Annotated in this window: 15 protein-coding genes; 11 read left to right on the top strand and 4 right to left on the bottom strand. The window is 70.5% G+C overall.

Annotated elements, in window-relative coordinates; all coding sequences use genetic code 11:
• Window positions 1-12: 12 nt before the first annotated feature.
• Window positions 13-1,743 (bottom strand): proline--tRNA ligase, encoded by a 1,731-nt coding sequence (locus HC031_RS03545; protein WP_167923698.1) that lies wholly within the window; start codon window positions 1,741-1,743, stop codon window positions 13-15.
• 231 nt (window positions 1,744-1,974) lie between these two features.
• Between HC031_RS03545 and HC031_RS03540 the strand changes: the two genes are divergently transcribed.
• The 3 genes from HC031_RS03540 to HC031_RS03530 all read left to right on the top strand — a co-directional run bounded on the left by HC031_RS03540 (window position 1,975) and on the right by HC031_RS03530 (window position 4,587).
• Window positions 1,975-2,499: a SigE family RNA polymerase sigma factor gene (locus HC031_RS03540; RefSeq protein WP_167923697.1), complete on the top strand. Its 525-nt coding sequence runs from the start codon at window positions 1,975-1,977 to the stop codon at window positions 2,497-2,499.
• Window positions 2,496-3,668 (top strand): TolB-like translocation protein, encoded by a 1,173-nt coding sequence (locus HC031_RS03535; RefSeq protein WP_167923696.1) that lies wholly within the window; start codon window positions 2,496-2,498, stop codon window positions 3,666-3,668. Before HC031_RS03540 ends, HC031_RS03535 begins: the two co-directional genes overlap by 4 nt.
• A 127-nt stretch (window positions 3,669-3,795) precedes the next feature.
• Window positions 3,796-4,587, top strand: coding sequence for an SGNH/GDSL hydrolase family protein (locus HC031_RS03530; RefSeq protein WP_167924022.1), 792 nt, complete (start codon window positions 3,796-3,798; stop codon window positions 4,585-4,587).
• Between the two features lie 95 nt (window positions 4,588-4,682).
• Here HC031_RS03530 and HC031_RS03525 read toward each other — a convergent pair whose 3' ends face one another.
• Window positions 4,683-7,232, bottom strand: a complete 2,550-nt coding sequence (locus HC031_RS03525) for a PLL family lectin (RefSeq protein ID WP_167923695.1) — start codon at window positions 7,230-7,232, stop codon at window positions 4,683-4,685.
• 225 nt (window positions 7,233-7,457) lie between these two features.
• On the opposite strand from HC031_RS03525, the gene HC031_RS03520 reads away from it, so the two are divergent.
• From HC031_RS03520 to HC031_RS03495, 6 genes are all read left to right on the top strand, one after another.
• A complete protein-coding gene (locus HC031_RS03520) occupies window positions 7,458-8,360 on the top strand; it encodes a sulfurtransferase (RefSeq protein WP_167923694.1) in 903 nt (300 codons plus the stop codon).
• 249 nt (window positions 8,361-8,609) lie between these two features.
• Window positions 8,610-9,197, top strand: a complete 588-nt coding sequence (locus tag HC031_RS03515; RefSeq protein WP_167923693.1) for a TetR/AcrR family transcriptional regulator — start codon at window positions 8,610-8,612, stop codon at window positions 9,195-9,197.
• A 188-nt stretch (window positions 9,198-9,385) separates the two neighbouring features.
• Window positions 9,386-10,726, top strand: coding sequence for an ATP-binding protein (locus tag HC031_RS03510; protein WP_167923692.1), 1,341 nt, complete (start codon window positions 9,386-9,388; stop codon window positions 10,724-10,726).
• Window positions 10,723-11,634 carry a hydroxymethylglutaryl-CoA lyase gene (locus HC031_RS03505; protein WP_420813593.1) on the top strand — a complete coding sequence of 304 codons (912 nt, stop codon included), beginning with the start codon at window positions 10,723-10,725 and terminating at the stop codon, window positions 11,632-11,634. The genes HC031_RS03510 and HC031_RS03505 overlap by 4 nt, the downstream gene beginning before the upstream one ends.
• A 75-nt stretch (window positions 11,635-11,709) precedes the next feature.
• Entirely contained in the window at window positions 11,710-13,242 is a 1,533-nt protein-coding gene (locus HC031_RS03500; protein ID WP_167923691.1) for a carboxyl transferase domain-containing protein, read from the top strand.
• A 20-nt stretch (window positions 13,243-13,262) separates the two neighbouring features.
• Window positions 13,263-14,420 (top strand): acyl-CoA dehydrogenase family protein, encoded by a 1,158-nt coding sequence (locus tag HC031_RS03495; RefSeq protein ID WP_167923690.1) that lies wholly within the window; start codon window positions 13,263-13,265, stop codon window positions 14,418-14,420.
• Between the two features lie 63 nt (window positions 14,421-14,483).
• On the opposite strand, the gene HC031_RS03490 is transcribed toward HC031_RS03495, so the two are convergent.
• On the bottom strand, window positions 14,484-15,593 hold the full coding sequence (locus HC031_RS03490; protein ID WP_167923689.1) for an FG-GAP-like repeat-containing protein: 1,110 nt from the start codon (window positions 15,591-15,593) through the stop codon (window positions 14,484-14,486).
• Between the two features lie 376 nt (window positions 15,594-15,969).
• On the opposite strand from HC031_RS03490, the gene HC031_RS03485 reads away from it, so the two are divergent.
• Window positions 15,970-18,393, top strand: coding sequence for a helix-turn-helix domain-containing protein (locus tag HC031_RS03485; RefSeq protein WP_167923688.1), 2,424 nt, complete (start codon window positions 15,970-15,972; stop codon window positions 18,391-18,393).
• Window positions 18,394-18,640: 247 nt separating this feature from the next.
• Here HC031_RS03485 and HC031_RS03480 read toward each other — a convergent pair whose 3' ends face one another.
• The gene (locus tag HC031_RS03480) at window positions 18,641-19,099 is read right to left on the bottom strand and encodes a MarR family winged helix-turn-helix transcriptional regulator (RefSeq protein ID WP_205862265.1); all 459 of its coding nucleotides are present in this window, start codon (window positions 19,097-19,099) and stop codon (window positions 18,641-18,643) included.
• A gap of 137 nt (window positions 19,100-19,236) precedes the next feature.
• Between HC031_RS03480 and HC031_RS03475 the strand changes: the two genes are divergently transcribed.
• A complete protein-coding gene (locus HC031_RS03475; protein ID WP_167923686.1) occupies window positions 19,237-19,812 on the top strand; it encodes a YceI family protein in 576 nt (191 codons plus the stop codon).
• Window positions 19,813-19,953 lie beyond the last annotated feature (141 nt).

The raw sequence follows: 19,953 nt of genomic DNA, 5'->3' as shown, positions 1-19,953 counted from the left end.
GACCCCCGACGGTTACCCAGCCAGCTGTGCGCTAATCAGGTCGACAACCCCGCCGACGGGTACGTCCGAGCGGGAGCCGTCGATCCGCGAGCGCAGCTCGACGTAGCCCTCGGCCAGGCGCCGGCCGACCACGACGACGACCGGCATGCCGAGCAGTTCGGCGTCGGCGAACCGTACCCCGGCCGACAGCCCGGGCCGGTCGTCGAGCAGGACGTCGATGCCGCGCGACGTGAGCTCCGACGCGAGCCGGGACGCCGTCTCGGCCTGCTCGCCCTTGCCGGTCGCGATGACGTGGACCTGGCAGGGCGCGACCGACACCGGCCAGTTCAGGCCGCGCTCGTCGTGGTGCTGCTCGACGATCGCGGCGACCACCCGCGACACCCCGATGCCGTACGAGCCCATCGTGACCCGTACCGGCTGACCGTCGGGGCCGAGCGCGTCCAAGCCGAAGGCGTCAGCGAACCGGCGGCCCAGCTGGAAGATGTGGCCGACCTCGATCCCCCGGCGTATCTCCAGCGGGGCGGCGCAGTTCGGGCACGGGTCGCCCGCCCGCACCTCGGCCGCCTCGATCGTGCCGTCCGGGACGAAGTCGCGGCCGCAGACCACGTTGATCGCGTGCTTGCCCTGCTCGTTGGCGCCGGTGACCCAGGCGGTCGCGGGTACGACCCGCGGGTCGACGAGGTACCGGATGCCGAGCTTGGCGAGTACCTGCGGGCCGATGTAGCCGCGTACCAGGTCTGGGTACGAGCTGAAGTCGTCGAACAGTTCGCCCGTCGCGGGGTAGAGGGCGGCCTCCACCCGCTTCAGGTCGACGTCGCGGTCGCCGGGCAGGCCGATGACGAGCGGCTCGTCGCCGACCTGGAGAACGACGTTCTTGAGCGTGTCCGCGGCCGTCCAGTCCGTGCGTCCGCCCGTGGCGACCGAGTTCGCGTACTCGACCAGCGAATCGATCGTCGGCGTGCCCGGGGTGTCGAAGACGGTCGACGCGGGGTGCTCGACGTCGGTGGCGGCGGGCGGCGCCGGGGTCGCGACCGCTTCGGTGTTCGCGGCGTAGTCGCAGGCCGTGCACGCGACGTAGGTGTCCTCGCCGGCCGGCGACGGCGCCAGGAACTCCTCGGAGGCCGATCCGCCCATCGCGCCGGCCATCGCCGCCACGATCGTGTAATCCAGGCCGAGACGGTCGAAGACGCGGATGTACGCCTCCCGCTGGGCCGCGTACGCCCGGCGCAGACCCTCGTCGTCGAGGTCGAACGAGTACGCGTCCTTCATGAGGAACTCGCGGCCGCGCAGCAGGCCGCCGCGCGGCCGCGCCTCGTCGCGGAACTTCGTGCCGATCTGGTACAGCGTCACCGGGTAGTCGCGGTACGACGCGTAGAGATCCTTCACGAGCAGCGTGAACAGCTCCTCGTGGGTCGGGCCGAGGACGTACCCCGCACCGCGCCGGTCCTTCAGGCGGAACAGGTCCGGCCCGTAGTCACGCAGCCGGCCGGTCGCCTCGTAGCGCTCCTGCGGCAGCAGCGACGGAAACGACACCTCCTGCGCCCCGATGGCGTTCATCTCCTCGCGGACGATCGCCGCGACCCGGTCGAGTACGAGCTTGCCCAGCGGCAGCCAGGCGTACCCGCCCGGCGCGACGCGCCGCACATAGCCGGCGCGGACCAGCAGCCGGTGGCTTGGTACCTCCGCCTCCGCGGGGTCCTCGCGGAGCGTACGGACGAACAGGTTGGACAGGCGCAGAAGCATGACCGCAGCGTACGTGGTCGTCGCTGACCGCTTCACGAAAGTTCCGGCCGACCGGCAACCGTAGACCGGGCGGGATGCGTCATGGCTGGCGACAACGATCGATCCCCGGCTCGCCGGCGGCCGAATCACCTCACCACGCCAGTGGAGAAGACGATGACCATGACGCGACCGACTGACCTGGGGTCGCCGGCGCCGCCCGACCCTTTCGACCACCAGCGGAGATTGGCGAGCATGGACGCTTCGGCCGACGAGTTCGACGCCTTCGTACGGGGGCGCACCGCAGCCTTGCTGCGCTCGGCGTACCTGCTCACCGGCGACCAGTACCTCGCCGAGGATCTCGTGCAGTCGGCGCTCGCCCGTACCCACCGGGCGTGGAAGCGGCTGCACGCCAGCGGCAACGCCGAGGCGTACACCCGGAAGGTCATGTACCACCTGCAGGTCTCGTGGTGGCGGCGCGGCCGCGTGGCGGAGTCCCTCCCGGGGGACCTGCCCGAGCCGGCGACCGCGGACCGCGACCCGCACGACCGTAGTGACCTGCGGCTGGCGCTGCGCGCGGCGCTGCTGAAGCTGTCGAACAAGCAGCGCGCCGTCCTGGTGCTGCGCTTCTTCGAAGACCGCACCGAGACCGAGGCAGCCGAGCTGCTGGGCGTCACCGTCGGCACCGTGAAGTCCCAGACCGCCAAGGCACTGGCCAGGCTGCGCACTGTCGCGCCCGAGCTTGCCGATCTCTACGTCCGCAAGGAGAGCGCCAGATGAACGACTTCGCTCCCGGCCCGCTCCACGACGCCCTCGCCGACCTTGCCGAGACGGCACAGCCGGTGGATCTGCGCGACCGGGCGCTGCGTACCTCGCGGCGGCTCGCGGTCCGGCGCTCGGTCACCGTGACGGCCGCGGCCGTCGTGCTTCTCGGCGTCACCGCGGCCGGTGTCGGTCAGGTGCTGCCCCAGCGCACGGCCCCGCACACGCCGGCGGCCAGCGATTCGGCAACCCCGGAGCCGCAGCCCTCGTCACCGGCGCCGGAGCCCACGACGCCCGAGCCGAGTGCCTCATCCACCCCGGCCGCCTCGGAAAGCGGCGCGACCGTGACCGTCGGTCCGCTGTACTACGGCGACCTCAGCCCCGATCCCTCGGGCTTCGTGGTGTCATGGCTGCCGGGAGATACCCAGTCGAAGGCCATCGCGAAGCTTCCGGTGGACTTCGCCGTCACTTTTAACGTCAACGTGTCGCCGGACGGGCGTTGGGTGAGTTACGTGCGCGGTGATACGTCCGCGCTGCACCTGGTGGACGTGCGTACCGGCCGGGACCGGGTACTCCGTGAGCATGTGGACGGCCAGTGCGCCGAGCCGGCCTGGAGCAGCGACTCCCGGCGGCTGCTGGTCAGCGTCTCCGCCGACGGCTCCGCCAATGCCCGACAGGGGCTGATCGACGTGACGACGGGCGCGTTCACCCCGCTGGCCACCGCGATCCAGGGCTGCCACCTGACCTGGGCGGCCGACGGCGCGGCGATCGGGTACGCCGACGGAAACGGCAAGATCTTCGTGGCGAAGCCGGACGGCTCCGGCCAGCGCGCCGTGCCGGGCATCAACAACTTTGGTACGCCGCCTTACAGTGGCCATCTGGAGAGCGTCTCCCCGCAGGGGCGGCAGATCGCGCTCTGGCTCAGCGACGGAACGACGCCGGTCGGTGACGTGTCCCGCGGCCTGTACAGCAACGCCGTGATCGACACCCGTACCGGCCAGAAGGTGAAGCTGCCCGTGCCGGACAGCCGGCTCCTCCAGGCCCTCTTCCGGGGCGACGGCAGCATGGTGCTGCGGGTCAAGGGGGATCAGCACAATCAGCTGGTAATCGTCTCCGCGGATGGCGCCGAGCTGAACCGGTGGGACGAGCCGGCGGCGCTCAAGAACCTGACGATGCTGACCAGTTGAGGACAGATCACGTGCGACACGGGGCGGGCCGCGGCGGCCCGCCCCGTGCCGTACGTCGCCCCCGTGCCGTGTCACCGCCGCCGATGCTTAGCATTTGTCAAGATTCCTCGCCGGAGAGGGGTACGACATGGCGTGGCACAGCTTCGTGGCTGTGGGGGACAGTTTCACCGAGGGCATGAACGACCATGACCCGAGCGGCAACGGGTTCCGGGGCTGGGCCGACCTGGTCGCCGAGCGGCTGGCGGCCGAGGCGGCCGCCCGGGGTGAGGAGTTTCACTACGCCAACCTCGCCATCCGTGGCCGGCTGTTCAACGCCGTGGTCGACGAGCAGCTGTCGCCCACCCTCGCGATGCGTCCGGACCTGGTGAGCTTCGCCGCCGGCGGCAACGACGCCCTGCGCCCCAACTTCGACGGGCCGGCTCTGGTGGCCCGCTTCGAGGAGGTCCTCACGCAGCTGCGGAGCGCCGGCGCGGACGTGATCCTGTTCCGCTTCGCGGACCTGTCCCGCCGACTGCCCGGCCGGCGGATCATCGTGCCCCGGGCGTCGTACCTCAACGACGCCGCGGCGGAGGTCGCCGCCCGGCAGGGCGCGTTCCTGGTCGACCTGTGGTCGGACGAGGAGCTGTCGCTCAACACCGCGATGTGGAGCGAGGACCGCCTGCATCTGTCGACGGCCGGGCACCACCGGGTGGCCGGCCACGTCCTGACCGCACTCGGGCTGATACCCGACCCGACCTGGATGGACGTGCCCCCGGCGCCGCGCCCGCTGTCCTGGCCGATGGCGCGCGCCGCGGACGCCCGGTGGACCGTGCGCTACCTGGCGCCGTGGGTCAAGCGGCGGGTGCAGGGCCGCTCGTCGGGCGACCTGGTGACGGCCAAGCGCCCGGAGCTCGCGCCGGTCCTTCCGCCCACGGACTGAAACTCACCGCAGGCGCCGCTGCCCGCACGGAAAACGCGCCGGCCGGGCTTCTCCGCAACGGAGAAGCCCGGCCGGGACCGTGAGCGGGGTGGGGGCTACGGCGACAGGTTGGTCCAGGTGGTCCAGGCGCCCGCCTGGCCGTCCCAGTACTTCTCGTACAGGTAACCGTCACCGTCGGCGTAGATATGGGTGTTGGTGGTGCCGGGGTTGTAGATGACCGCCGGGTCCGCCGCGAGGTCACCGCCGAGGTCGAACCAGCTCGACCAGCTGTTTCCCCAGTACTTGTAGGCCACGTGGTGGGCGCTGGTGCGGACGTAGATCTCGGTGGTGCCGTACCGCGGGTTGTAGATCACTTGTGGGTCGCCGGCGGGGCTGCCGCCGAGGTCGAACCAGCTCGACCAGCTGTTTCCCCAGTACTTGTAGGCGACGTGGTTGGCGCTGGTGCGGACGTAGATCTCGGTGGTGCCGTAACGGGGGTTGTACAGCAGGGTCGGGTCGCCGGCGAGGCTCCCGCCGAGGTCGATCCAGCCTGACCAGCTGTTGCCCCAGTACTTGTAGACCAGGTGGCTGCCGGATCGCGCGTAGATCTCGGTGGTGCCGTAGCGGGGGTTGTACAGCAGGGTCGGGTCGCCGGCGAGGCTCCCGCCGAGGTCGATCCAGCTCGACCAGCCGTTGCTCCAGTACTTGTAGGCGACGTGGTTGGCGCTGGTGCGGACGTAGATCTCGGTGGTGCCGTACCGGGGGTTGTAGATGACCTCGGGGTCACCCGCGAGGTCACCGCCGAGGTCGATCCAGTTCGACCAGCCGTTGCCCGAGTACTTGTAGATCAGGTGGTTGCCGGATCGCGCGTAGACCTCGGTGGTGCCGTACCGCGGGTTGTAGATGGACGTTGGCGCACCCGCGATGTTGCCGCCGAAGTTGTTCAGGGCAGACCAGCCGCTCTTCGGGTCCCAGAGCCGTTCCACCACCGACCCGCCGGCGTTGGCGAACACGTCGAGACGGTGGGTACCGGGGTTGTACGACGCGGCCGGTTTCGACGTCAGCGCCGGCGGTACGGTACGGGGCGGCGCGAACGAGCCGCACGAGACCGTCGCCGGGAAGGTCGTGACGGCGGGGAAGGTGAGTACGACGTTCTGGCTGTTGGGCCCCTGCGTCGGTGTGCGGCGGGTGGCCGTGCACGGTGGGCCTCCGGCGTAGCCGCCGCTCAGTACGACGGGGTCGGCATTGAGACCGGCCACCGCGAACGAGTTGCCCTGAAGCATGTAGCCCAGTCCGGTGTCGTCTCCGGTTACCGCGTTGGTGGCGCTCACCCAGAATCCGCTCGCCGGAGTGTCGGCGTCCGTCAGCCGCATCCGGCCGGTGATGCCGCCGGTGGCGTACGTCATCGTCGCGTTCAGGGAGGCTGTCTGGCCGGCGACCACGTGGACGGGGATCGCCGCGTAACGGTCCGGCGCGTTGCCCGACCACTGCTCCGCGTAAACGCCGCGCTCTCCCGCGAACTGGACCGGCCACGCGTAAGGGCCGAGCCCGTTGATCCGGTAGATGCCCCCGACGTACGCGTAGTCGACCAGGCCGGGCGCCGGCAGGTTTCGTAGACCGTCCTGGAGACCGAAGGGCCGTACCCAGGCGTAGGTGCCGGAATCGCCGTAGTAGGGGTCGTCGAGGGACCCGGCGATCGAGCCGGCGTGGTCGAGCCGGATCGGCGGGATCGTGGTGACCGTGCCGGCCTTCGTGTTCACCTTCAACGCCTGCCGCTGGTCGCCGGTGCCGCCGGTCGCGCCGACCCACTGCGCCCCGTACACCGGGTTGAACGGGGAGCCCGGAACGAACACGGAGGCGGATACCGCGAACAGTTGGACCGCGGTCGACGCGAGCGGGCCGATCAGGAGGCTGCCGGTGGCCGGATCGATGTCACAGTTGGTGTTCGTCGCCGCATCCGCGCCGTGATACACGGCGAGCACGCAGGTGCTGGGGTGGATCGCCGCGTTGTCGGCCGCCTGCACGGTGGTCTGGATGGCCGCCGCCGGGTCGAGCTTCATCGGGAAGTCGGCGGGCCCCGCGGGCACGGTGACCCCCTGCGATGCGGGCCAGGCTGTCTTCGTGCTCTCGACGACGATGGTCTGCGGGCCCGTCGGCACGCCGGCGAAGAAGTACCGCCCGTCGGCGTGGTCGCAGACGCGGTTACTCGGCCCGATCCGGACGCAGCCACGCGTCACCGGAGCGCCGCTGACCCGGTCGACCAGTGAGATCTGCACGCTGCCGGACGCGATGAGCCGGTCGGTGACCTGGGTCGTCTGCCCCGACTGGACCTGGTACGCGGTGGCCTGATCGGCGACGGTCTTTCCCGGTACGTACTGCACGAGCCCGCCGGGCGCCTGGATGCGCACCTTGTAGGTGCCCGGTGTGACGCCGCCGAGGGTGTGGCCCCCGTCGGTGCCCGTGGTGCCGGCCAGGTACCAGGTCTGACCGTTGGGCGACATCTCGATCTTGGCGCCGGCCACGGGCGCGCCGGTGTAGTCGGTGACGGTGACGGTGACCGTGCCGGGGATTGCGGCGTGAGCCGGGCCGGCCACGGCGACGCTCGTCACGGCCGCGAGCAGGCCGGCGCACGCGGCGAGAACGGCCCGACGTACCTGATGTCCCATTAAGTCCTAATTTCGACACATCGGTGTACTGCTTGATCAGAAAGTTGACCCACACTAATGGAGATCGATTCCCGCCTGAACTCGCCGTTCGGCCAGAGTTACAGCCCGGGGGCCCGACGGCGGGCGGAGCCGGCGGCCCCGTCCCGTATCCCAGGTGTGCGCCGGTGGTCGGGCGGTCGAACGGCACCGCTGCCCGCTTGATCCACAGGGGGTAGCGTAGGGCGCATGGCCCTTCCCAACGATCCCGCACCGGAACTGCAGAGCTATGTGCATCCGGAGCGTCTGGTGACCACGTCCTGGCTGGCGCACCACCTGGACGACGACGGCCTGGTGATCGTGGAGAGCGACGAGGACGTCCTGCTCTACGAGACCGGGCACATTCCCGGCGCGGTCAAGGTCGACTGGCACACCGAGCTCAACGACCAGGTGACCCGCGACTATCTCGACGCCGAGGGGTTCGCCCGCTTGTGCCGGGCCAAGGGCATCAGCCGTGACGACACGATCGTCTTCTACGGCGACAACTTCAACTGGTGGGCCACCTACGCGCTGTGGGTGTTCACCCTGTTCGGCCACCCGGACGTGCGGATCCTCGACGGTGGCCGGCAGAAGTGGATCGCCGAGGGCCGGCAGTTGACCAGGGACGTGCCGAAGCGGGCGCCCGGCGACTACCCGGTGGTGACGCGTGACGACGCGCCGATCCGGGCGTACCGCGAGGAGGTGCTCGAGCACGTCCGGGCCGGCCGGCCGCTGGTCGATGTCCGCTCGCCCGGCGAGTACACCGGGGAACTGCTGCACATGCCCGACTACCCGCAGGAGGGTGCGCTGCGCGGCGGGCACATCCCGGGTGCGGTCAGCAAGCCGTGGAAGCAGGCGGCCAACGACGACGGCACCTTCAAGTCGGCGGACGCGCTCCAGCGCATCTACGCCGACGAGCTGGGTCTGGGCAGGGACGACGACGTCGTCGCGTACTGCCGGATCGGCGAGCGCTCCTCGCACACCTGGTTCGTGCTGACGCACCTGCTCGGGTACCCGAACGTGCGAAACTACGACGGGTCGTGGACCGAGTGGGGCAACCTCGTACGGGCGCCGATCGTCCGGGGTGCCGAGCCGGGCAAACTGCCGGCCTGACCGGCAAGGTGTCGGCCTGACCGGCAAGCCGTCGGCCTGACCGGCAAGCCGTCGGCCTGACCGGCAAGCTGCCGGGCTGATCACTTTTGGCGGACCCGGCCGGAGTGCGAGCGGCCCCGCTCGCGCCGGTCGGGCCCGCGTCGATCGCGGCGGGGGCGAAGAGGCGGCACCCGCAGGTGCGAAAAGAACCGAGCCTCGGATGTCTAACGATCGTTCAGGTGACGCTTGACAACCGGTTACCCTTCACGAATGACTGCCGACCAGCAGGTTGCGCCCGCGCGGCGCCGCTCCCGCCGGGACGAGATCCTGGAGATCGCGATGGGGCTCTTCGCCGCCCGCGGCTACCACGGCGTCTCCATGGACGACATCGGGGCGGCGGCCGGCGTCACCGGGCCGGCGCTCTACCACCACTTCGCCGGCAAGGAGGCGATGCTGATCGCGGCGCTGATGCCGGTGAGTGAGCAGTTGTTAGCCGGTGGCCGGGAGCGCAACGCCGAGTACGTCGGCCGACCGCGGGACGCGCTTGCCGCACTGATCGACTTCCAGGTCGACTTCGCGCTCGCGAACCCCGCCGTGATCGCGCTGCACCTGCACGAGCTCGACCGGCTGCCCGAGGAGCCGCGCCGGCAGATCCGGCGGCTGCAGCGGTTGTACGTCGAGGAGTGGGTCAAGACCCTCACCGCCCTGCGCCCGGAGCTGTCCGCCGGCGAGGCGCGGGTACTGGCGCACGCCGCGTTCGGCCTCATGAACTCGACGCCGTTCCTCGGTGGCGAGGTCGATCGGGAGCGCCGGGCCGACCTGCTGCGGGCGGCGACCCTCGCGGCCCTGCAGGGCTGAGACGGTTCGTCGGCGGCGCTCCGCACCGCCGACGAGCTGCCGAGATGACAATACGAGACCGTTGAATCACTCTTACGGGTGAGGGAATCCCACAGCTTTTTCCACAGGTTCGTACAGCCTGGATCCACAGGTTTGTCCACAGGGATCCGTGAGCAGCGTGACGACCATTGAGCACACAGGAGGCCGCAGTGATCGGTTCGCTTCTCGTCGCCAACCGGGGAGAGATAGCCCGCCGCGTGATTCGGACCGCGAAGCGGCTCGGTATCCGCACCATCGCCGTGTATTCCGAGGCCGACGCCGGCATGCCGTTCGTGACCGAGGCCGATGAGGCCGTCCTGCTGGGCCCGGCGAACCCGGCGCAGTCCTACCGCAACGTGGAGGCGATCCTCGCCGCCGCCAAGTCGACCGGTGCCGAGGCGATCCACCCCGGCTACGGCTTCCTGTCGGAGAACGCCGACTTCGCGCGTGCCGTCGAAGCCCACAACATCGTGTGGGTCGGGCCCGGCCCCGACGCGATCGCGGCGATGGGCGACAAGATCAACGCGCGTAACCTGATGGCGCAGGCCGGCGTGCCGGTCGCGCCGGGGACCACGGACCCCGCCGCCAGCGTCGAGGACGCGGTCGCAGCCGCCGGGCAGATCGGGTACCCGATCATGGTCAAGGCCGCGGCGGGCGGCGGCGGCATGGGCATGGGGGTCGCGACCGACGAGGCCGGCCTGCGCACGGAGTACGAGAAGGTGCGCGCCTTCGCCGAGCGCATGTTCGGTGACGGCTCGGTGCTGCTGGAGCGGTACTTCCCCCGGGTGCGGCACGTGGAGGTGCAGATTCTGGGGCTGGCCGACGGCCGCGTGGTGGCTCTCGGCGAGCGGGAGTGCTCGGTGCAGCGGCGCAACCAGAAGGTCGCCGAGGAGTCGCCCTCTCCGGCGGTGTCGCCGGAGCTGCGCGAGCGCCTGCTGGCGGCGGCCGTCCGTGCCGGCGAGGCGGTCGGCTACCGCAACGCCGGCACCGTCGAGTGCCTGTTGGATCCGACCACCGGCGACTTCTTCTTCCTTGAGATGAACACCCGACTGCAGGTCGAGCACCCGATCACCGAGCTCGTGTACGGCGTCGACCTGGTCGAGGAGCAGCTGCGGGTGGCTTCGGGCCTGCCGCCGACCTTCGGCGAGCTGACCCCGAACGGGCACGCGATCGAACTGCGGATCAACGCCGAGGACCCGAAGCGGTTCCTGCCCGGGCCGGGCGCGATCACCACGTGGAACGAGCCGGCCGGCGAGGGCGTACGCGTGGACAGCGGGTACGCGGCCGGCACGACCGTGACGCCGTTCTACGACTCGCTGATGGCCAAGCTGGTCGTGTGGGGCCCGGACCGTTCCTCGGCCCTCGCGCGAGCCCGGGATGCCGTCGCCGGATTCGAGATCGCCGGGCCGAAGTGCAACCTGCCCTTCTTCGCCGAGCTGCTGGACAACCCCGAGTTCGTCAGTGGCGACTACGACACCGGCATCGTGGGCCGCATGCGGGAGAAGAAATGAGCGCAATGCCGAGCGCGGTGTCGATCCGCGAGGTCGGCCCGCGCGACGGGCTCCAGAACGAGGATCCGGTGCCGACCGAGGCCAAGGTCCGGCTGCTGGACGCGCTGACGGCGACCGGGGTCGGGCGGATCGAGGCGGTCAGCTTCGTGCACCCGAAGGCGATCCCGCAGATGGCCGACGCCGACGAGGTCTGGAAGGCGGCGTCGAAGAATCCACAGGTGCGGTACTCGGCGCTCGTACCCAACAGCCGTGGCGCGCAGCGGGCCCTCGACGCGGGCTTCACCGAGATCGAGGTGGTGGTCTCCGCCTCCGACACCCACAACCGGCGCAACCTCAACCGGTCCACCGATGAGTCGCTCGACGACATCGCGGCGCTGATCGACCTGCTGCACAATGCCGGCGCGCGGGCTGAGGTGATCGTCGCGACCAGCTTCGGCTGCCCGTACGAGGGCGACGTGGACCCGGCCCGGGTGGCGTCGATCATCGACCGGGTGGTGGCGGACGGCGCCGACCGGGTCGCGTTCGGGGACACCACCGGCATGGCCACCCCGCCGCGGGTGGTCGCGGTCGTCTCCCGGGTCCGCGAACGCCATCCCGACCTGCCGATCCTGCTGCACTTCCACAACACGCGGGGCACCGCGCTCGCCAACGTGTACGCGGCGCTCCAGCTCGGGGTGACGGAGTTCGACGCGAGCGTGGGCGGGCTCGGCGGCTGCCCGTACGCGCCGGGCGCGAGCGGCAACGTCGCCACCGAGGAGGTGGTGCACATGCTGCACGACATGGGCATCGAGACCGGGGTGGACCTGGCCGCGCTGCTCGACGCCGCCCGGCTGGCACAGGAGATCGTGGGGCGCGAGCTTCCGTCCGGGGTGCTCCGCGCCGGGCCGAGGCTGCCGGACATGCGCTGACCGAGCGCCTCGCATACCACCTCCCGGATGCGCTAACCTAACGATCGTTCAGGTAGTGCTGTCCGGAGGTGTTCGGTGACCCTAGACGGGGAGACGCTGGAGCAACTGCGCAAGCGGGTACGTGCCGGGGGCGCCGAGCGTTACCACGCGGCGAACGCGGCGAAGGGCAAGCTGTTCGCCCGCGAGCGCGTGGCGCTCCTGGTCGACGAGGGTTCGTTCGTCGAGGACGGGACGTACGCCAACGTCCTCGCCGAGGGGCTGCCGGCCGACGGGGTCGTCACCGGCACCGCCACGGTCGACGGGCGGCAGATCTGCCTGATGGCCAACGACTCCACCGTCAAGGCGGGGTCGTGGGGCGCCCGTACCGTCGAAAAGATCATCAGGATCATCGAGCGGGCGTACAAGACCGGCGTGCCCATGGTCTACCTGGTCGACTCCGCGGGTGCGCGCATCACCGACCAGGTGGAGCTGTTCCCCGGCCGGCGCGGCGCGGGCAACATCTTCTACAACCAGGTCCGCGCCTCCGGCAGCATCCCGCAGGCGTGCGCGCTGTTCGGGCCGAGCGCGGCCGGCGGGGCGTACATCCCGGCGTTCTGTGACGTCGTGGCGATGGTCGAGGGCAACGCCAGCATGTACCTGGGCTCCGACCGCATGGTCGAGATGGTGACCGGGGAGAAGACCACGCTCGAGGCCATGGGCGGCGCGAAGGTCCACTGTGCCGAGTCGGGGGTCGGGCACTTCCTGTGCAAGACCGAGGTCGAGGCGATCGACACGGTCAAGCGGTACCTGTCCTACCTGCCGTCGAACTGGACGCAGTCCCCGCCCAAGGCGGAAGCGGTCGACGCGCCGTCCAAGGTGGACCTGGCCGCGCTCGTGCCGGCCAGCGAGCGCCAGGCGTTCGACATGCGCCGGTACGCCAAGGGCCTGCTCGACGAGGGCAGCTTCTTCGAGATCCAGCCGTTGTGGGCCAAGGAGCTCACCGTCGGCTTCGGGCGCCTCGCCGGCGAAGTGGTCGGCGTCGTCGCCAACAACTCGATGTTCAAGGGCGGGGTGCTCTTCGTCGACTCGGCCGACAAGGCGACCCGGTTCGTCCAGCTCTGCGACGCGTTCAACGTGCCGCTGCTGTTCCTGTCCGACGTGCCGGGGTTCATGGTCGGCTCGGCGGTGGAGAAGCAGGGGATCATCCGCCACGGCGCGAAGATGATCACGGCGATCAGCGAGGCGACCGTACCGAAGATCTGCGTCATCGTGCGCAAGGCCTACGGCGCCGGCCTGTACGCGATGGCCGGCCCCGGCTTCGAGCCCGACGCCACGATCGCGCTGCCCACCGCGAAGATCGCCGTGATGGGGGCGGAGGCCGCGGTCAACGCCGTGTACGCAAACAAGATCGCGGCGATCGAGGACGAGGCCGAACGGGCGGAGTTCGTCGCCGCGAAGCGCGCCGAGTACGAGCGCGACATCGACGTCGTTCGCCTGGCCAGCGAGCTCGTCGTCGACGCGATCGTGGAGCCGCACGAGCTGCGGGATGAGCTGATCCGCCGGTTCGCCGCCGCCGCGGGCAAGGACCGCCACTTCTCCCGGCGCCGTCACGGCGTCACACCCGTCTAGCCGTTCCCAAGGAGCATTCGATGCCCGACTTCAGGCTCAACGAGGAGCACGAGGCGCTGCGGCAGACCGTCCGCGAGTTCGCGCAGGACGTGATCGCGCCGGTGATCGGTGACTACTACGAGCGGCACGCGTTCCCGTACGAGATCATCCGGCAGATGGGCAAGATGGGCCTGTTCGGCCTGCCCTTCCCGGCCGAGTACGGCGGGATGGACGGCGACTACTTCGCGCTCTGCCTCGCGTTGGAGGAGCTGGCCCGGGTCGACTCCAGCGTCGCCATCACGCTGGAGGCGGCGATCTCGCTGGGCGCGATGCCGATCTACCGGTTCGGCACCGACGAGCAGAAGCGCGAGTGGCTGCCGAAGCTCACCAGCGGGGAAGCCCTGGGGGCCTTCGGCCTGACCGAGCCGGGGTTCGGCTCAGACGCCGGCGGCACCCAGACGCGGGCCCGGCTGGACGAGTCGACCAACGAGTGGGTCATCAACGGGTCAAAGGCGTTCATCACCAACTCGGGCACCGACATCACCGCAGTCGTCACGGTGACGGCCGTGACGGGCGAGACGCCGGACGGCCGCAAGGAGATCTCGGCCATCATGGTCCCGTCGGGTACGCCCGGCTTCACCGTCCAGCCCGGCTACTCGAAGGTCGGCTGGTGCGCCTCGGACACCCATGAGCTGAGCTTCGACGAGGTACGCGTACCGGCCGCCAACCTGCTCGGCCAGCGCGGGCGTGGTTTCGCGCAGTTCCTGCGGACCCTCGACGAGGGCCGGATCGCCATCGCCGCGCTGTCGGTCGGGCTGGCGCAGGGCTGTGTCGACGAGTCGCTGAAGTACGCGACGCAACGCCACGCGTTCGGCCACCCCATCGGTGACTTCCAGGCGATCCAGTTCAAAATCGCCGACATGGAGATGCGGGCGCACACCGCCCGGCTGGCCTACTACGACGCCGCGGCCCGGCTGGTGGCGGGCGAGAACGTCAAGCGGGTCGCCGCGATCACCAAGCTGCACGCCAGCGAGGCGGCGGTCGCGAACGCGCGCGAGGCGACCCAGATCCACGGCGGGTACGGCTTCATGAACGAGTTCCCGGTGGGTCGTTTCTGGCGCGATTCGAAGATCCTGGAGATCGGCGAGGGTACGTCCGAGGTCCAGCGGATGATCATTGCTCGGGAGCTGGGGCTGTAACCGTCCGGCCGAGGGCGCGGCGGGCGGTCGCGATCGACCGCCCGCCGTCTTCATGCCGGTGCGTCAGAACGCCGCCCGGGTCCCGGTGCCCCAGTGCGGAGCGTCCCAGATGCACCCGGGCGGGGAGTTGCCGTCCACGCCGTTGGGGCTTGCGATGCACAGCCGCGCATGGCCGGTGGAGTCCTCCCGGTACAGGACAATGCCGTCCCGCACGGCACCGGCGAAGAAGCCACCGGTGATGACGGCCTTGGTCGCGTCAGCCCACCACGCGGTGTCGTCCCAGATCAGCGTGGGGCCGGCGAAGGTGCGGTCTCCGGGCGCGCTGGCCGTCAGCGTGAACAGCGCCGCGTGTCCGCCCCCGTAGTTGTAGAGGAGCGTGATGTCGTCGTTGCCGTCCTGGTTGAAGTTGCCGACCGCCATCTTCGCGGTGCCGCTGCCCCAGTACGGGGCGTTCCAGCCGGTGAACGGCCCGGTAAAGGTGTCGCTTCCGTTGGCGCTCAGCGTGAACAGCCCGACGTGCCCGTTGCCGTAGTCGTAGAACAGGGCCAGGTCGTCCGCGCCGTCACCGTCGAAGTCGCCCGCGTTGACGAACCTGGTGCCGCTGCCCCAGTAGCGGCCGTCCCAGCGACTCGTCGGCGCGGCGAAGCCGCCCCCTCCACCGGCGTTCGCGGTCAGGGTGAACAGCGCGACGTGCCCGGCGCCGTAGTCGTAGAACAGGCCGAGATCGGACTTCCCGTCACCGTTGAAGTCACCGGAGGGCACGAACCTGGTGCCACCGCCCCAGTACGGGCCGTCCCAGCGGCGTACCGGTGCGGCGAAGCCGCCGTCACCGTTGGCGTTCGCGGTGAGGGTGAACAGCGCGACGTGCCCGGCGCCGTAGTCGTAGAACAGCGCGACGTCGGTCCTGCCGTCACCGTTGAAGTCGCCGGCGGTGACGAACTTCGTGCCACCGCCCCAGTACGGGGCGTCCCAGCGGCGCACCGGCTGGTCGATCGAGTTGCAGCCGTGCCCGGACATCGTGAACAGCGCGACATGTCCGCCGCCGTAGTCGTAGAACAGCGCGACGTCGTCGTATCCGTCACCGTTGAAGTCCGCCCGTACCGACAGCGACCCCGACCCGGGCGCGAACGGTGGGTAGACGCAGGACGTGGCCTGAGGGCTCGCACCGCTCACCGCGGTGGAACGTGTCGCTGGGGAGTTGTGGCCGGGTAGTGGTGTCGACGGGCCGGCGGCGGCCGGGACGGTTCCCGTAACCAGGGCCGCAGCCGTGACCAGTCCCGCGATCGCCAGCCTGGCGACAGGGCGTCTGCGCACGTTGTTCCTTTTGTGAAAGCGAAGGGGGGGGAGGCGCATAGTGATCGATACCTGCGCGCCCGCATTATCGCTTCGGCCGTACAAAACAAGCAAGGCACTTGACAGATGGACCGTTCGGCACCGCACACGCCGTAAATTGCACAAGCCCGCAAAGGGTCGTGTTTTTTGCGAGTGGCGGTCATTACGGGGACAAAGCGGTTCGCCTCAATGGCCTATCTGCGTAGCCTTCCTAGGCGTGATCCCGGATCCTGAACCGACACCCGGTGTTGGTTTCGCCGCCACCCTGCGGGCTCACCGCCGGGCCGCCGGGTTGACACAGCAGGAGCTCGCCGCCCGAGCCCGGCTCGGCGTCCGGACCGTGCGCGAGCTGGAGCGGGGACGCGCCGTCCGGCCCCAGCGAGGCACCGTCGACCTGCTGGCCGATGCGCTCGGGCTGACCGGGGACGAGCGGATCCGCTTCGTGACGCTCGCGCGCAGCGGACCGCGCGCGCCGGCAGCCGCGGATACGGCGGTCGGCCCGGCCGTGGCACGGACGACGAACACCATCGCGCTACCCCCGCCGCTTCCCCTCGTCGGACGCGACGCGGACCTGCGTGACCTGGCCGACCTGTTGCCGGCGTACGACGTCGTGCTGATCGGTCTCGCCGGCGTCGGGAAGTCCTGTCTCGCCCTCGCGGTCGTGCACCGCGTCGCCGATCGGTTTCCCGGCGGCGTCGCCGGCATCTCCATCGCTGACGTGTCGGAGTCCGACGATGTCCTCGCCGCGACCGCCTCGGTGTTCGGTGTGGGGTTCGCCGCCGACCTGTCCGAGCGATGTGCGGGTAGGCCCACCCTGCTGATGGTCGACGGCGCCGACCGGGCGCCCGAGGCCTGCGCCACCGCGCTCGCCTGGCTGCGCGCGCACGCTCCGGCGCTGCGGATCCTGGTGACCAGCCGCCAACCGGTCGACCTGCCGGGCGCGGTCACGTGGCCGGTCTCCCCGCTCGAGGTGCCACCCCGCCGGCCGACGTCCGACCTCGCCGAGCTGTCCGAGTACCCGGCGGTGTCGCTGTTTCTGCAGCGGCTGCGGCAGGTGCGCCGTCACCCCGTGACGCCGGCCGACGTGCCGGTGCTCGGTGAACTCGCGCGCCGCCTGGGTGGTCTTCCGCTCGCGATCGAGCTGGCCGCCGCCCGCGGCCGGGTGCTCGAACTGACCGAGATCCTCGACCGGTACGGCCATCGCCTCCTCGATCTCGGAGACCAGCGCCCAGCCGGTCAGACGCTGCGCGACGCGGTCGCCGCGAGCTACCGGCTGCTCGACGCGACCGAACAGGCGGCGCTCGAGCGGCTCGCCGTGTTCGCCGGCCGGTGGTCGGTGGAGCTGGCCGAGGAGCTGCTGGGTGGCGTCACCGATCAGGCCGAAGCGGTTCTCGATCGGCTCGTGGGGCTCGGTCTGGTCAGCGTGCGGGCGACCGGCCCGCTCCGGTTCCGGCTGCTGGATGTCGTGCACGACTTCGCCCTCGAACGCTGCACCGACGACGGCCACCTCGCGGAGGTGCGCTGCCGCCACGCCAGGCTCTTCGCCCGCCTCGCGGCGCGGACAGCGCCCGCGCTCGCCGGGCCCGGCATGCCGGGCGCCGTCTCGCTCCTCGACCATTTGCTCAGCGACCTGCTGGGGGCTCTCCAGTACGCGGCGGACATACACCCGCCGACCGCGTTGCGGCTGGCCGCCGCACTCACCCGCTGGTGGCGGTTTCGGGGGCGGGACGCCGAGGGCAGAGCGTGGCTGCGCCGGTTGCTGGACGACCCGCGCAGCGCCGAAGCGGATCCGGAGGTACGCGCGTGGGCGCAGCTCGGCGCCGCGACGCTGGCCATCGAGCATGGGGACGGCCTGGCCGAGCTGACCGGCGCGCGCCAGGCGCTCGCAACGTTCGCCGCCCTCGGCGACGTGAGTGGCGAGCTGGCCGCACACGACTGCCTGAGCGCCCTGTGGCGGGCGGTCGGCGGGCATGACGACGCGCGGCGCCACGGGGAGGAGATGCTCGACCTGGCCACCCGGACCGGTCGCTCGCGCGAGGTCCTGGTCGCCCACCGCGGCCTGGCCTGGCACGACGTCCGAAATGGTGACCTGGCCGGAGCAAGGCGACGGCTCGACACGGTGACCCGGCTGGCCGGCGACGACACGCGGCTGTGCGCCATCGCGCTCGTGGATCTGGCCGAGGTCGCCCGGCTGGAGGGGCGGTACGAACCGGCGGTCGAGTTCGGTCGGCGTGCCCTCGCGCTGCTGACGGATGTCGGCGATCCCGGCCACCGGGTACGCGCACTGGCTACGGTCGGGCTGGCCCTGGCCGAGTCGGGCGCGTGGGCCGAGGCGGAGGCGGTCCGGTCGACCCTGGCGGAGATCGGGGCGCCGGCGGAGGGTACGCAGGCGATGATCGGCGGCTATCTTGCGCGGGCGCGAGGCGAGCGGGCGTACGCTGCGAAGCTGTTCGAAGCGGCCGCGGCGGCCCTCTTCGGTCGCCATGACGCGCGTGATGTCGTGGAGGCGCTGGTCGGAGTCGCGGCGAGCACGGACGGTCCGGCGGACCGCGCATCCGCGCTCGCTCAGCTCCGGGCGATGTGCCGGCGCACCGGCCAGGTCCTGTTGCCGCGGGACCTGGCCCTGCTGGAAACCGGTTGATCTCTGCGCCGGGGTCGCTGTCCCCGGGGGCGGCGGCCCCGGGGCTGAGGCGCTGGGGCGGAGACAGGGGCGGCACGGGCGAAGGCCCCCCAGGCCCCACCGCTTCGCCCGTGCCGATCCCCTTTTACTGCCTCCCGAGGGGAAGATTACTCAACGCGGTCAATGGATTACTCCCTTTTGGCGTCGTTAGTCCGACTCGGGCGCAAGTCCTGCCGCTACTCCTGCCGGTCGGCGCCTCGGCGGCTGCTCACCTGGTTTCGCACTCGCTCGCGTTCCTGGCGGCGCCGGAGGTCGCCTCGGGGCGGACCGCGTCGCGTACGACGCGCAGCGAGTCGAGCAGCTGGCTCAGCTGGTCCGGCATGAGCCGGCCGGTGAACCAGTGCTCTATCAGTTCGAGGTGACCCGGCAGTACCTCTTCCATGCGGGTCCGGCCGGCGTCGGTGAGCACCGCGAACGAACTGCGCCGGTCGGTCGGGCAGGCCTCGCGGCGCACCAGGCCGGTGCGTTCCAGCCGGTCCACGACGCGGGTGATGCCGCTGGTGGTCAGCTGTGTCTGGGCGGCGAGATCGGTCATCCGCAGTTGGCTGCGGGGGGAGCGGGCCAGCCGTATGAGCACCTCGAACTCCACGAGCGACAACCCATGGGTCGCCAGCTGTCCGGAGACGCGCGCGGTCAGGCCCGTGAACGCCTCGGTGAACAGGCCCATGGCTGTGATTCGTCGGTCATCGAACAGGTGCTCGGTCACATAACCACCTTACCAGCAGGTACTTGACAAGAGGAAAGTTGTTGAGGATATAGTTGAGCGGTCAACTAAAGCACCACCCCCAACCTGGGAGGCCCTTGATGTCCGCACCCGCCACCAGCCGCACCTTTGCCGGTCTGACCATCCCCACCGCCGGCACCTTTGCTCTCGACCCCACGCACACCCGGGTCGGCTTCGTGGCTCGCCACCTCATGGTGAGCAAGGTACGCGGTAACTTCACGGAGGTCAGCGGTGAAATCACCGTTGCGGAGGACCCGCTGGCCTCGACGGTGACCGTGCGCATCCCCGCCGCGAGCATCGAGACCCGTGTCGGCGACCGCGACAACCACCTCCGTAGCCCCGACTTCCTCGACGTGGAGACCTACCCGGAGCTGACCTTCCGCAGCACCCGCCTGGTCGACCTCGACGGCAGCGAGTTCAAGCTCGTCGGCGACCTCACCATCCGTGGCGTCACCCGTGAGGTCACCCTCGACGTCGAGTTCGAGGGTCTCGCGACCAGCCCGTGGGGCCAGGAGGTCATCGGCTTCAACGCGAGCACCGAGATCGACCGCGAGGAGTTCGGCATGACCTGGAACCAGGCCCTCGAGGCCGGCGGCGTGCTGGTCGGCAAGAAGATCAAGATTGAGATCGAGGCCGAGGCGATCCGGCAGGCCTGAGCGGGCAGTTCCGTTCCGTGAAAGCCGCGGGAACCGCGAGGTGACCCGCGGCTTTCACGTATCTGTTCAAGGGCCCGAACCATCCGCACCCTGTTGCTTACCCTGCGCTGAACGGGGTCCGGTTTGCCCCTAGCGGTGTCG

Source organism: Planosporangium thailandense, from assembly GCF_011947195.1.
Taxonomy (GTDB): Bacteria; Actinomycetota; Actinomycetes; order Mycobacteriales; family Micromonosporaceae; genus Planosporangium; species Planosporangium thailandense.
The sequence above is the reverse complement of the archived record's forward strand: the minus strand, read 5'-3'. Positions and strand labels throughout refer to the sequence as shown.